We start from the raw sequence: 13,268 nt of genomic DNA on the forward strand, positions 1-13,268 counted from the left end.
ACTTATCCTAATAATAAATTTTCTAACCTTTTCTCCCAGTTCGCAGTGCCGGTTTCTTGTATATTTAACGAGAATGGCTCAGTCTTGAAATCATCGAGTGAATCACCGCATCGATCACAACAATATGGGTTATCGACATTCTTTTTTTCATTGAAATAATGGAGGAGCTTCTCCCGTCTGCACGTAACGGCCTGAAGCCAGTTGATCATGGAGTACAGGTTGTCCTTCTTGTATTGTAAACGATTGTTCCGGATTTGTTTCACTTTTTCTAGTAATCTATCTTGATCAATTGGCATGTCCCGGGTCAACTCCTCTGTATAATACAACAGGAATCGATACTGCACCTCTGTAAGTTGAAGCTGTTCGATTAACTCCTTTGACTGTCCCTTTCTGCCCTCTTCGATAAACCTCTGAATTTGATCATCTTGGGGCAACTCACTTTCGATGAACTGAAGGGGCAAGGAAAGATCCTGTTCTGAGTATAGCACGACAGATACACTACTTTCTCCATCGCGGCCCGCCCTTCCAATTTCCTGTAAAAACGCTTCGATGCTGGAGGGGAAATGAAAGTGAATGACGAAACGTATATTTTCTTTATTCACTCCCATTCCAAAAGCAGAGGTTGCACAGATCATTCTAAGCTTCCCTGAAAGGAATTGCTGTTGAATCAAGATCCGGTCCTCCTGCTCCATCCCACCATGATAGTGGGCCACTCCTGACACACCGTTCTCTGACAGCCAGAGAGCAACATCTTCAGCCATACGTTTACTTGAGAAATATACTACTCCCGGACCCTCCCACGCTCTCACACATTCTAACAAAGTGTTCAGTTTTTCATTTGGTCCGGACACCCTCTTAACAAATAATCCAATATTCCCACGATCGACTGAATAGACCATTTCAACAGCATGATCCATTTGAAGCACCTGCTTGATGTCTTCCCTGACTTCCTCCGTCGCCGTTGCCGTCAATGCCAGAGTGGTCGGGTTGTGGAGCACTTTCTTCAGTTCCCCGAGCTTTAGATAATCCGGCCTGAAATCAGGTCCCCACTGAGATATACAGTGTGCTTCATCGATCACATACAGGGAAATATCCAAAGATTGCAGGGAGGATATGACCCCTCGCTTCATTAACATTTCAGGGGAAATGAAGATGAACTTATACAGATGTAATCGTTCCAAAGCCTCTCTTCTTTCCATGTAGGGCAAAAAAGAATTCAGTGCGATGACCCGCTTTTCCCCCATCACTTTCATCTGCTCCACTTGATCCTGCATTAAAGAGAGCAGGGGAGAAATGATCAACACGTGCCCATCCATCAGATAACCGGGCAGCTGATAACATAGTGACTTCCCTGTCCCGGTCGGGAGCATAGCAACTGTGTCCTGTTTATTCAGCACGGAATGGATGATTTCTTCCTGTCCTTCCCTAAAGGAAGAGTAACCGAATCTTTCTTTAAGTTCTTGTTGCAGATTCACGTGTTTCACCTGCCTTTGCGATAGCCACCCGGATTTGAAAATAGCTCAAATGAGGGAGCTTTTCTTTAATGGGCTTAAGTCTTTTCGTCTGCGCTTCCTCCATCACCTTCAGTACGTTTACGTATTCTTCCCTGGTAATGAAGGGATCAATGCCCAAACCTTCTTCTGTTAAGATCAATTCGATGACATGGTCCTCAATGGTATTGAGTTTCAATTTACGAATCCGGGCGATTTCTTCAAGGGAATGCCCCCTCTTATACAAGTCGTAGGTCTTGCTGGTCGATATGGTCAGGTTCTGTCGGTGGTCACTTTTCAAGCCCATGGAATATAATAACGGAAAGCCTTTAGGATCCTTTTCTATTTCTGTCAACATACCGTGAAGCAAATTCAGGAATCGGAAGCGGCACTCTTCAAGATCCATGTCCAATTGCTCTGCCACCTGAAATTCCGTCCAGCCATAGTCCTTATATCCAGTTAATCGATACACCAATAAAGATGGATCACTTTCCTGGACATTCAGCAGGGTGGTCAGCTCTTTGAACAAGAGGGACGAGAGATTGTCACTGTTTGGATTGGCCCTGATACAATTCTTGACCCATTCCTGTATATGTCTGTTCCGCTGAACCGGGTAATAGAGGAATTCCTGTCGTTTCGCATTGGAAAGGACCTGAACCAGGAGGCTTAACCTCATCCAGAATAGACGGGCTTTATCACCATGGATGAGACCGTTCATTTCTGAAGGGAAGGTCTCATCAAGAAAATACTGTTTCACGGCTTTAGAACCCTCGGATGACACTATGGCATTATCATTTTCACCAACGGTCATCCATCCGGCCTCTTCCAGTTCCCTTACCTTTTGATTGAAATACGGCCGCTTCAACTTAGGTAAAGAAAGGAAAAAAGGCTGCAGATGAAAAATGTGTGCATCCTGAATCGATTGGGAAGATTTCTTCCCTTTTAGAATGTGAAATACAGAGTAAATGGAGCGCTCTCCATTAATGTGCATAAAACAATATAGGATCACATAATTAAGATAGGTCAATGCTCTCCTCCTTAATATGTAGGTTATTGTCAAATATTGTACCATGAAATTGGCTTTTCACCATGTTTTGTTTTTCATATATAGGATAAAAATAAAAAGAAAGCACCTAACTATTGAAAAGTCATCCAATCCTCTATAAAATAAACATTAAGTGATTTTTCACAAATTGACATTGTGTATAATGATGAATTATATAGAATTATTTATTCGGGAGGTTTTTTCTTTGCCAAAATATACGATCGTTGACAAGGATACATGCATTGCATGTGGAGCATGCGGGGCTGCCGCTCCAGATATTTACGATTATGATGATGAAGGTATTGCATTTGTAACATTAGATGATAACCAGGGGACGGTTGAAGTTCCTGACGTGTTGGAAGATGATATGATCGATGCATTTGAAGGTTGCCCGACAGATTCCATTAAAGTATCTGACGAACCATTCGACGGAGATGCACTGAAATTTGAATAGTAAGGATGAAGGCTAAGAAGATCGATCTTCTTAGCTTTTTTTAATGGAATGGAATCCAATAGAAAAACCCCTCAATTTGGTTGAGGGGTTCATTTTTATAGTATCACTATGCCGCTTTGTTTAAGGCCACCTGTCTTGATAGCCAGCCTTGAAGGCGGACAAACAGTAAAGTAAATACGGATGTCACCAAAATCCCTTTCAGGATATTGAATGGAACGATTCCGGTAATGATGATTTCAGCAGGAAGCTCAAAGTTCATGAAGTATTTATAAGCAGGAAGGAACACAAAGTAATTCAGGATCCCCATGCTGATACTCATGACGACGGTTCCTGTGATCAGTCCGATCAACAGACCTTTTTTCGATTGAAAACGTGAATAGATGTAATATGTCGGAAGAATCAAAAGGACTCCCGCAATAAAATTGGCTGCATGACCAATCGGAACACCTGTGTCGCTTCCGGTCATGACATAATCGATCACGTTTTTAAACAGTTCGACCAATATTCCTGCAAGCGGTCCCAGTGTGACCGTCGCAATCAATGCAGGTACATCACTGAAATCAACCATGAGAAACTTTGGAAATGGTGGAATTGGGAAGTTGAATAACATTAGTACATACGATATGGCACTTAGCATACCAATTGTGACAAACATTCTCGTATTCATTTTTTTCATAACTCTCTCTCCTTTAGGAGATTCATCTCAAATCGAAGACGGTTCAAGCAAAAGGTAGCATTAAAAAACTCCCGGATAAACATATCCCGGAGAATGAAAGGCATACCCTAATAAACGTTTAGCTTCCCATTTTCTAAACGTTGTGGCCATCACCTTCATCTTCTCCCATCCAGACTATACTGTCGGCTTTGGAATCGCACCAAATCCTGCCCCAAAAGGCTCGCGGGCTTAGAAACACGTGGTTTCATCACCGCCGGTAGGGAATTTCACCCTGCCCCGAAGACGAATCTTTATTTTTTTATACATTCTCATTATACATAAAGTTGAGTGTTATGTGAAGAAAAACAGTTCGAATTCGAACTAATTATGTGTTTTCCCTTTCCCATGCTGTGTGTGACATCATCAATTCACCTTCAGCACCTGCCTGGGATAAATCGCCGATGCCGGGTTCAAGTCATTCCTCGACACCAGTTCATCCATATCGATCCCCTGCGCCTTAGAGATCGAATACAGTGTGTCCCCTTGCTTCACTACATATTGCCCTTTAGGGGAGAATGCTGGAATCATCAACCTCTGATTGACCTTTAACACGGAGCTCTTCAATTCATTTTTCTGCATGATTTCTTCAACTGACATCCCGTATTGTCTGGAAATCCCCCAAAGAGTCTCGCCTTTATGGACGATGTGCACTCCCTCGGCTACACTTTCTTCAGGAAGCGATTCCGGAGTCCCAGAGACACCTACTGCCTGGAAAGGATCCTTCTCTTTAGCAAATACCAGCTGTCCGACTTCTCCCTGACCGAATACACGATAAGGGTCGACAGCATTTTCTTTATCAATCGTCCACTCCCCTCTGTGTACTTCAAAATGGAGATGAGCCCCCGTTGATCTTCCAGTGTTCCCCAACCGTCCAAGTTGTTGACCTTGTGCCACTTCCTGATTTTCATCCACAAGCCTGCTTTGAAGATGAGCATAGACGGTTTCATATCCATTTTCATGCCTGATGAATACAACATGACCGTAGCTATCTGAAAGATAAGATTTGATCACTTTTCCTTTAGCCACAGAATATACAGGCGACCCGATGTCCCCTCCGATATCCATGCCTTTGTGAGAACCCGACCTTGTACCATATGAATCTGTTATCATACCTTCTACGGGAAATGTCCAGGACGATGTGTCACCTGACACCTTATCCAGCTCTGCGTTTGCTGCATTTTCGGTTAAGAACATCATGAATACACTTACCGTTAAAAGAAAAACGATGAAAAGCCTTTTTGCATAATCGAAAATCATGCTTGTCCTCCTTCGGTCTTATTGACAGACGTACCTTGACTTCTATATGTATTACACCATTCTAACCGTTTCCCCCTCATTACATGCATAGGCATTCTTTTTGAGATATTTTTCCTTTGTGTAGTTTGTCTGTGTATTGGGTAAATATTCGTTTTTATAGCGTATAAATAAAAAGACCAGATTCGGATCAAATCCGCTTCTGGTCTTTTCCATGATATTTAATTCACAACGCTCTTTTTATTCGGACTGATCGGTGTCTCGAGGGGCTCTGTGAAGTCAAAGCCGTTCCAGCTTTCCTGTTTAATGTTTTCAAACCGGGCACTTTCAAAGCCGGAACTCCTGCTTGTCAGCAGGATTCCTTCGATCATCTCCTGTGCGGTTTGTTCGCCTAAAGAGGTTAAATCCAATTCATTTAAAAAACTGATTGTGACCACCTCACTTGCTTCTGTCACGTTAAAATTGATGTCTTTCGGGATGACGCTTTGGAAAAGGCCCGTCTCTGCACTTTTCATTGCTTGGATCGACTCCTTGATCCCCCCTCTGTTTATATTATCCGGTACGAGGAAGCGGTCCTTCCCATTGGGTGAGTAAAGATAGTATGCACTGTGCGTTTTTTCATTCAGATCAACACTTGAGAATTCTCCCGTCGAACTGAATTGAGGGACCGAACCGTCAAGATTTTTCAGTACAACCTCTTCTAGCCCTTTATGCTGGAATGAATATTGAAGAGAGTGATAAAAAGCGTATTCTACTGCACTGCTGCCACTGTAAGAATGATCGGGGTCGAGGGTGAAAATGACCTTATTCTTATCAAGAGACACATCTCCATTTAAAGGCAGATAGTCTTCAAGTCCCCAATCGGTTTCCGGCAGTTCCTCACCGATTTGCTCATGTCTTGTCAACCAGTCTTCCTGTCTCTGTTCTTCCACAATGGTTACAGGTATGGGTACTGCTTCAGGTGAAACAAGTCCAAAGGAATAGAATTCCTTTCCCTCTAGATCTTCTTCATAAAGAGAAAGCCTTTTGGGGGATTCTTTTAGATCCTCAGACATCGTCAGCTTGCTGTTTTCATTTGGATCAACCTCCGTCGCAGCGACTTTCTTTTCTTTACCGGATTGGGGAGGGAGTTCACTTTCTTTCTGCAGAGAAGCGATGTCCCCTTTATTTTCTAAGCTGCCTGGTTCCGCACCCGATTCGGATTTCTCCATACCCGTATCCGTTAGTTGATTTAGAACGGTGGGAGCGAGTAGGACCATGATGAATATGGCGGCAAATGCAGCGACTGCCGGTATGAATCGTTTAAATGTGGTTTGCCTTTTCTTTTTTCTCCTTTCCATTCGTGCATGGATATAGTGAGAAGTTCGATCATCTTTGATTTGAGGAAGCTTTTTGATGAGGTCCTCGATATCACGATCTTTCCATTCTGACTGGTTCAATGTCTCTTTCCTCCTTTGGGAGCCGTTGGTTCATTTCAATCCTCAACCATTTGATGGCCCTATGCTGGGTCGTTTTCACTTTGCTTTCTGACCAGCCAAGCACCTCAGAGGTTTCAGAGATTGAAAGTTCCTGTAAATAACGCATGATGATGACCATTCGAAAGTCCGTTGTGCAGTGTTTCAAACATTCATACAACACCTGGATTTCTTCATTGGCAACGGCGATCTCTTCGGGAAGCGCCCCGTCGTCTGTTACTTCATTGCGACTCCAATCGAATTTATCAAGAATACGGTTTTTCCAGTTTTTTTGTCTTCTGAAATGATCGATGGCAACATTTTTCGCAATGGAAAAAAGCCATGTCTTTTCGGAGCTTTTCCCTTCGAAATTCTCATGAGATTTAAGCACCCGGATATAGACTTCCTGGGCCAGGTCTTCAGCCTGCTGTTTATTTTGTACCATGTATATGAGGAATTGAAATACATCCTGATGATAAGCAGAGTATAATTTCTCAAAAACGGAGTTCACTTTATTCCCTCCCCGTCAAATTATTAGTCGATTACTATGTAAAAAAGTTACACACTATCAATATAGTATTATTTAGGTGAAAAGGAAAGACCCCTATTGACCTGGAAACCGCATGAAAAAAGCCAACAGGGAAATCACCCTGCTGGCTCATTTTCTCTTTTTCAACAACCTTTTTGAAATAGAGCAAAAAATAAAGAATGTTTCCCATGTAACAAGAAAAATCGTCATGTTTCTATGGAGATGATCGATAATTGGCTAAATAGGGAGAAAGAAAGTGAAGGTTGTCCCTTGGTCGACTTTGCTTTGCACCTGAATATGCCCCTTATGGGACTCAATGATATTCTTGGCGATGGCGAGGCCGAGACCTGTTCCGGACTTTCCTCTTGTTCTTGCTTTATCTGCCTTGTAAAACCGCTCGAATACGAAAGGAAGGTCCTCTTCAGGTATGCCGGAACCCGTGTCCCTGACATGGAACAGAAATCCGCCTTTCTTTTCCTTAAGGGAAACCGTCACTTCCCCTCCTGTCGGCGTATGCCTAAGGGCATTATCGATGAGATTCGTTAATACTTGTTCAATTCGATCGGGGTCTATGAAAATCTCTTTATTCAGTTCCACATCACTTTCAAAGTAAATGGAAACCTTTTTTTCCTTGGCCAATCCGATGAACTTATTTGTCACTCTTTCCGTGAAAGGCACAACACCGATCACATCTTTGTTCAAGGTGATATGCCCAGCTTCCATGCGGGCGAGATCCAGGAGGTCGTTGACGAGCCTTCCCATGCGAAGCGATTCATCATAGATGATGCGGGCAATTTCTTTCTTCTCCTCTTCGGATCCAGCAATATCATCCACGATCGCTTCACTATACCCTTGCAGCATGGAAATGGGGGTGCGAAGTTCGTGGGAGACATTGGCGATGAAATCCTTGCGGAGCTTATCCAATCTCCGTTCTTCTGTCATGTCCCGAACCACCGCGACAGCTCCCCTGATGGTGTTATTATTATAAAGGGGACTCACAATCACTACATAGGAACGCCCTTGCAGACTCAGTTCATCCGTCTGTTCCATTTCAGTTACGACCACACTCTGCAACAACTCCCTTACAGTCGTCGGAATGGCTTCTTCACCCTCTTCACTCTGCTCGTAATACCAGTGTTGAAGGAAACGATCAGCAGGGGGGTTTGTAATCAGGATGGTCCCGTCCCGGTTAAAGGTGATGACACCATCAGCCATACTGCTGAGAATGGATGAAAGCTGCTCTTTCTCCTGACTGAGTGCGTTGATATGAAACTTCAGCTGCCTTCCCATCTGATTAAAGCCGGTAGCAAGCTCACCGATTTCATCCTTTGTCAGGATCGGAACCTTTGTATCGAACTTTCCCTTTGCCACTTCGAAAGCTGCCTCCCTCATTTTTCGGAGCGGAGCAGTGATACGGGTGGAGAGGAAAAAGGCAAAGATGGTCGTAAGGATGATGGCAATCCCTGCCGCAAGCAGAATCAGTTTGGTGGTTTGTCGTGTCGTATCCTTGATCACCCCTAGGGACTGATAGAGATAAACCGCACCATCTTCCCCATTGATATGAAGGGGCGTGCCGACTACAATGACATTCTCATATCGATTAGACGATTCCTTGGACAGTTCAACCTCTTTTTTCACGGTGATTTCTTTTGATTTGACCGACTGAAGCTTGTTATCCTTCGAGATATACTGGTGGATCTTCTTTTGAAAGACAGTCGAATCCCGAGAATATAATGATTGGTTTTGATCCAGGGAAATGATGATATTGACAGGTTCATCGATGATTTCTTTCCCAAGTTCCATTCCAAGGGTCAGGTCATTATGATTCTCGATGACCCTGGCTACTTTTTCAGCCGTATTGGTCAATTCTTTCTCGACTACACCAACATGGTAATTTTGAAAGAATTCAAGCAATAAGATGGTGAGAATAAATAATACAAAGGAAACCAGAAGCAGGATGGTCACCCACAGTTTCCCTACTACACTACGCCAAAGCCTCATTCATTTGTTACCTCGAATTTATAGCCTACTCCCCATACGGTTACGATCATTTTAGCAGCCATTTCAGATACTTTGTTCAGCTTTTCCCGTAATCGTTTCACATGGGTATCCACCGTACGCAAATCGCCGAAGAATTCGTAATGCCAAACTTCCTTCAACAGGTGCTCACGATCAAATACCTTATCTGGAGCTTTCGCAAGGAAATAGAGGAGTTCATATTCTTTAGGAGTCAGATTGACATCGATCCCATCCGCCGACACCCGGTGGGCATCATTATCGATTGTCAGATGAGGATAAACAATCAGGTCCTTTGCTTTTGCATCTGTCTGAATGAAGCTTGACTTCGTGGAGCGTCGTAATAGTGCCTTCACCCTGAGAACTACTTCACGGGGAGAGAAAGGCTTCACGATATAGTCGTCGGTCCCGACCTCAAAACCTTGTACCCTATTCACTTCTTCACCCTTGGCAGTAAGCATGATGACGGGGGTCGCCTTGCTTTCCCGAAGGTGCTGACACACTTCGATTCCATCCATTCCAGGCATCATGATATCCAATAGAATACAATCATAGTTTTGTTCGAGGGCCATCTCTAACGCCTGTTCCCCATTTTCCGCTTCATCGATTTCATAGTTTTCCCTTTCCAAATACATCTTTAGCAGTCTTCTGATTCGATCTTCATCATCAACAACCAGAATGCGAATATTTTCCTCCATGGGTACATCCCCCTTTGTATATTTACACTATATTATCCTATATTTTGTATAAAAAAAGAAGCTGACAGGAAAGAGAATTCGATTCTCATGGTTGTCAGCTCCTTCCTTTCGTTACGATTGATTATGCGTATGAGTGTAACCCGGCAATGATAAGATTAACCGCTACAAGGTTGAATAGAATGATTGCAACCCCTACAACAGCAAGCCATGCCGATTTCTCCCCATGCCAGCCTTTGGACAGGCGGAGGTGGAGAAAGGCTGCATAGAATAAGAATGTAACCAATGCCCAAACCTCTTTCGGGTCCCATCCCCAAAAGCGGGTCCAGGCGATCTGTGCCCAGATCATGGCAAAGATGAGTCCTCCGAGAGTGAATACCGGGAATCCGATCAATACGGAACGGTAACCGATTTCGTCCATCAGGTCGAGGTTCACATTCTTTACGAGTGGCTGCATCTTAGCTGCGATCCGCTTTCTGAAGATCAAGCGGAGAAGAAGATAAATGACTGTCCCGACCATAAATGACCAAATCACGGTATTTAATTTCTTCGCATTGATGAGAGCAGGCATTTCAACGAGTGGCTCCATCACGTCTTCGCTCAATAATTCACCTTTATTCGGACCTACCAGGGCAGGGAGCGTGTATTCAGAAATGGCCTCTTCCCCCTGTTGATTCACATATTGAAAGTTCGCTTCATAATGGCCAAGGGTAAATGCCGTCGATGCGACAACAAACCCCAGTACGACAACCAATGAATACATCACTGTCTCGAGCCAGAATGACTGCCTGCTGCCTTTTGTATGCTGAACTGATTTCAGTAAGTAGATCAGCCCTGCTACGAAGCTGATGGAAAGAATCGCTTCCCCTGCTGAAACGGTTGTGACGTGGATCTTCAACCAATCACTTTGAAGGGCGGGGATGAGTGGACTGATGTCCTTTGGAAACATGCTGGCGTATGCAATCACCAAAAGGGCGAATGGCAGTGCGATGACACCAAGGATCGTCGTCTTATACATAAAGTAAAGAATGATGAATGCCCCGACAAGCATCATACCGAAAAAGGTTGTAAATTCGAATAAATTACTTACCGGTGCATGTCCCGAAGCCCCCCATCTAAGAAAGAAGTACCCCAATTGAGAGGCAAATCCGACAAGGGTTAAAGCAATTCCGATAAAGCCCCATTTCTTCTGGTTCGTTTCCGTTGTATTCTTTTGACGGATACTCCCGCCAAAAAACAGAGTCGCGATCAAATACATGATGAAGGATACGTAAAGTAAATTACTGCTCCACTCTGCCATTGTTGTCGTTGACATCCTCATTCCTCCTTACTTCGTCCTTTTGTTGTTGATCGACAGGCTCATTGATTCCACTGCCTTCCAATACAAAGCTGATTTCATTTTTCAAACCATGCCAGTTTTTGTTCGTATGACCGGCTACGATGACTCCATCCCCATCATCACTCCGCCTGATCCAAATCCTTCTGTGATGCCAGTAGGCACCCTGTATGACACCGATCATGAAGATGGCTCCTCCAAGGGCCAGGATCCAGAGGGTAAGATCTTTATGTACGGTTAAGGCGGATACATCTCTCGTCTCGACACCGGCAAATGACAATTTATAGTCATTTTCTCCTAAAGGTTCAAGGTTTTTTCGGATTCCTACAAAACTGATTTCACCTTCGGGCTTTTCAGGTGAGAACAATTTAAACAGGAATGCCGGGTTATTCGGAAGCGGGGATTTCGTCTGGGGTTCACCCTGCTCGTTGAACCCGGAAAAATCCGGATAATATCCCATAAGTTCTGCTTTATACCCATCTTCAAACGTATAGGCGTTTTGAGGGTCGAATAAATCGACTGTGAATTCACCGAAGCTTTTCCCCGACTCTTTGTTATCCAGGGTAAAAGACATGGATTTGAATTCATCCAGTTTATAACTTGTTTGATAGACAGCAAAATTCCCGAATTTAAGAGGATGGTTTACTTTAATGGACTCCTCTTGTTCTTTCTCGCGTTCTGCCTTCTGACCGGGAACGCGATCTCCTGATTCCTTATACAGGATCACATCTGATTGGAAATTCTTCGCAATGGTCCCGTTTTTGTCAATCGCTTCACCGAATACTTCTTTATCCTTATTCTTGTCGTATGTCTCCAGGGTGAAGCCTTTGTTTTCCAAGTAATATTCCTGGTCCGTCCCCGGAACGGCTCTCGTCTCTCCTTCACGGATCCACACCGTTTCGTCTATGTACATCCCCGGAACGAATCGAAGCATGCCACCGAAAAGGAAGATGATCAGACCGATATGATTCACATAAGGACCCCATCTTGAAAACCGGTTCTTCTCTGCAAGGATATTCCCATCCTCTTCCCGGATCTTATATTTTTTCCGGGTCAGATTTTCTTTTATTTTTCCAAGTGGCTCTTCATATTCGGCCGTGTCCGTTTTCCCGTAGATCCTTTGGCGTTTCAAGAAGCCGGCATGTCTTGTGACACGCTGATTCTTCAAGGCGCGATAGAGGGGGATCACACGGTCCAGACTGCATATGACGAGGGAAACCCCAATGGATGCAATCAATAGCAAGTACCACCATGAGCTATAAAGATCATGGAACCCTACCGTATAGTATAATTCTCCGAAGAAACCATAAACATCTTCATAGTACTCATCTGCAGGCTGACCATTTGGAATATACTGTTCCTGGGGCAGTATCGTTCCCACTGCTGAAGCAATAAGCGTGATGACGATTAACCATACGCCCACTTTCACAGATGAAAAGAAATTCCAAATCTTATCTATAATTGATTTATTATACGTTTGGGAACGTCTTGCACTCCCCTCGTAACGCATGTCATGGAGCTTTTCATTCTTTGCTTCCTCCGTTAAAGCCCGTCCACAGGATTCACAGAGAACTGTACCATTTGGATTCACATGACCGCATACACATTTAATCTCTTTCATGCTAAAACTCCTTATTTCAAGTTAAACTGCCTTACGGCTTGATGCTCTCTAAATCTTCAATGATATCGTTTTCTGTCATCGTACCCGTTATGATCTTCTCAATTTCTCCCTGAGGGTTGATCAGGAACGTCGTAGGAAGTGGATCGATCCCGTATGCATTCTGCACTTCCTCTTCCTTGTCTACTAATATAGGGAACTCTAACCCATGTTTTGAAACGAATCGATTAATGAGGAAATCGGATTCCCCTACATTTACCGCTAAAATCTGTACACCTTGATCCTGGTACTTCTTAAATTGATTGTTCATGTAAGGCATTTCCCTTTCACACGGCTTGCACCATGTTCCCCAGAAGTTAAGGAAGACCCCTTTTCCTTCATAATCGGAAAGGCGGTGTGTATTCCCATCCATATCCGTAAGGACAAAATCCGGTGCCTTATCGCCTGCCTTTAACATCCCTCTTTCGTCCTTCGTAAAGTTTGCATAAAGGGTATATGCAACTGCAGAAGTCAGCACAATGAGAATAATGGTCCGTATGAGCAATCTGCGCTTTTTCTTATTCATTTACGTGTGCCTCCCAAATTGAAATCGTTCTCAAGAATGGAGAAGTTTTTCTCTCTTTACAGTAGCAAAGGGCCTGAAGTCATAAGAGTCCACTTAT

At 43.7% G+C, this 13,268-nt stretch carries 12 protein-coding genes and 1 riboswitch; of the genes, 1 reads left to right on the forward strand and 11 read right to left on the reverse strand.

The window, feature by feature from the left end; all coding sequences use genetic code 11:
- Positions 1-2: 2 nt before the first annotated feature.
- Together P8596_RS14670 and P8596_RS14675 are read right to left on the reverse strand one after the other, a co-directional pair.
- The gene (locus P8596_RS14670) at positions 3-1,475 is read right to left on the reverse strand and encodes a RecQ family ATP-dependent DNA helicase (protein ID WP_224519600.1); all 1,473 of its coding nucleotides are present in this window, start codon (positions 1,473-1,475) and stop codon (positions 3-5) included.
- Positions 1,453-2,517: a YpbB family protein gene (locus tag P8596_RS14675; protein ID WP_279724218.1), complete on the reverse strand. Its 1,065-nt coding sequence runs from the start codon at positions 2,515-2,517 to the stop codon at positions 1,453-1,455. Before P8596_RS14675 ends, P8596_RS14670 begins: the two co-directional genes overlap by 23 nt.
- 223 nt (positions 2,518-2,740) lie before the next feature.
- Here P8596_RS14675 and P8596_RS14680 point away from each other — a divergent pair, with 223 nt between their 5' ends.
- The gene (locus tag P8596_RS14680; protein WP_034758261.1) at positions 2,741-2,989 is read left to right on the forward strand and encodes a ferredoxin; all 249 of its coding nucleotides are present in this window, start codon (positions 2,741-2,743) and stop codon (positions 2,987-2,989) included.
- A gap of 106 nt (positions 2,990-3,095) precedes the next feature.
- On the opposite strand, the gene P8596_RS14685 is transcribed toward P8596_RS14680, so the two are convergent.
- The 9 genes from P8596_RS14685 to resA all read right to left on the reverse strand — a co-directional run bounded on the left by P8596_RS14685 (position 3,096) and on the right by resA (position 13,171).
- Entirely contained in the window at positions 3,096-3,665 is a 570-nt protein-coding gene (locus P8596_RS14685; protein ID WP_034758259.1) for an ECF transporter S component, read from the reverse strand.
- Between the two features lie 153 nt (positions 3,666-3,818).
- Positions 3,819-3,953, reverse strand: a riboswitch (FMN riboswitch).
- A 114-nt stretch (positions 3,954-4,067) separates the two neighbouring features.
- Positions 4,068-4,961 carry a peptidoglycan DD-metalloendopeptidase family protein gene (locus P8596_RS14690; RefSeq protein ID WP_279724219.1) on the reverse strand — a complete coding sequence of 298 codons (894 nt, stop codon included), beginning with the start codon at positions 4,959-4,961 and terminating at the stop codon, positions 4,068-4,070.
- A gap of 218 nt (positions 4,962-5,179) precedes the next feature.
- Positions 5,180-6,397: a hypothetical protein gene (locus P8596_RS14695; RefSeq protein WP_224519597.1), complete on the reverse strand. Its 1,218-nt coding sequence runs from the start codon at positions 6,395-6,397 to the stop codon at positions 5,180-5,182.
- Positions 6,369-6,923: an RNA polymerase sigma factor SigX gene (sigX, locus tag P8596_RS14700; RefSeq protein WP_224519596.1), complete on the reverse strand. Its 555-nt coding sequence runs from the start codon at positions 6,921-6,923 to the stop codon at positions 6,369-6,371. The genes P8596_RS14695 and sigX overlap by 29 nt, the downstream gene beginning before the upstream one ends.
- Before the next feature lie 255 nt (positions 6,924-7,178).
- Entirely contained in the window at positions 7,179-8,942 is a 1,764-nt protein-coding gene (locus tag P8596_RS14705; RefSeq protein WP_229592324.1) for an ATP-binding protein, read from the reverse strand.
- Positions 8,939-9,655 (reverse strand): response regulator transcription factor, encoded by a 717-nt coding sequence (locus P8596_RS14710; RefSeq protein ID WP_034758246.1) that lies wholly within the window; start codon positions 9,653-9,655, stop codon positions 8,939-8,941. Before P8596_RS14710 ends, P8596_RS14705 begins: the two co-directional genes overlap by 4 nt.
- Positions 9,656-9,776: 121 nt before the next feature.
- Positions 9,777-10,952: a c-type cytochrome biogenesis protein CcsB gene (gene ccsB, locus P8596_RS14715; RefSeq protein ID WP_034760586.1), complete on the reverse strand. Its 1,176-nt coding sequence runs from the start codon at positions 10,950-10,952 to the stop codon at positions 9,777-9,779.
- Positions 10,933-12,609 (reverse strand): cytochrome c biogenesis protein ResB, encoded by a 1,677-nt coding sequence (gene resB, locus P8596_RS14720; RefSeq protein ID WP_254651771.1) that lies wholly within the window; start codon positions 12,607-12,609, stop codon positions 10,933-10,935. Before resB ends, ccsB begins: the two co-directional genes overlap by 20 nt.
- Positions 12,610-12,640: 31 nt before the next feature.
- Positions 12,641-13,171 carry a thiol-disulfide oxidoreductase ResA gene (resA, locus tag P8596_RS14725; RefSeq protein ID WP_034758241.1) on the reverse strand — a complete coding sequence of 177 codons (531 nt, stop codon included), beginning with the start codon at positions 13,169-13,171 and terminating at the stop codon, positions 12,641-12,643.
- Positions 13,172-13,268 lie beyond the last annotated feature (97 nt).

Source organism: Rossellomorea sp. DA94, from assembly GCF_029834455.1.
GTDB lineage: Bacteria > Bacillota > Bacilli > Bacillales > Bacillaceae_B > Rossellomorea > Rossellomorea vietnamensis.

Bases quoted from the DNA above. Each gene is read 5' to 3' on its own strand.
- P8596_RS14685 (WP_034758259.1), bottom strand. From the start codon at position 3,665: ATGAAAAAAATGAATACGAGAATGTTTGTCACAATTGGTATGCTAAGT.
- P8596_RS14710 (WP_034758246.1), bottom strand. From the start codon at position 9,655: ATGGAGGAAAATATTCGCATTCTGGTTGTTGATGATGAAGATCGAATC.
- P8596_RS14705 (WP_229592324.1), bottom strand. From the start codon at position 8,942: ATGAGGCTTTGGCGTAGTGTAGTAGGGAAACTGTGGGTGACCATCCTG.
- resA (WP_034758241.1), bottom strand. From the start codon at position 13,171: ATGAATAAGAAAAAGCGCAGATTGCTCATACGGACCATTATTCTCATT.
- P8596_RS14690 (WP_279724219.1), bottom strand. From the start codon at position 4,961: ATGATTTTCGATTATGCAAAAAGGCTTTTCATCGTTTTTCTTTTAACG.
- resB (WP_254651771.1), bottom strand. From the start codon at position 12,609: ATGAAAGAGATTAAATGTGTATGCGGTCATGTGAATCCAAATGGTACA.
- ccsB (WP_034760586.1), bottom strand. From the start codon at position 10,952: ATGGCAGAGTGGAGCAGTAATTTACTTTACGTATCCTTCATCATGTAT.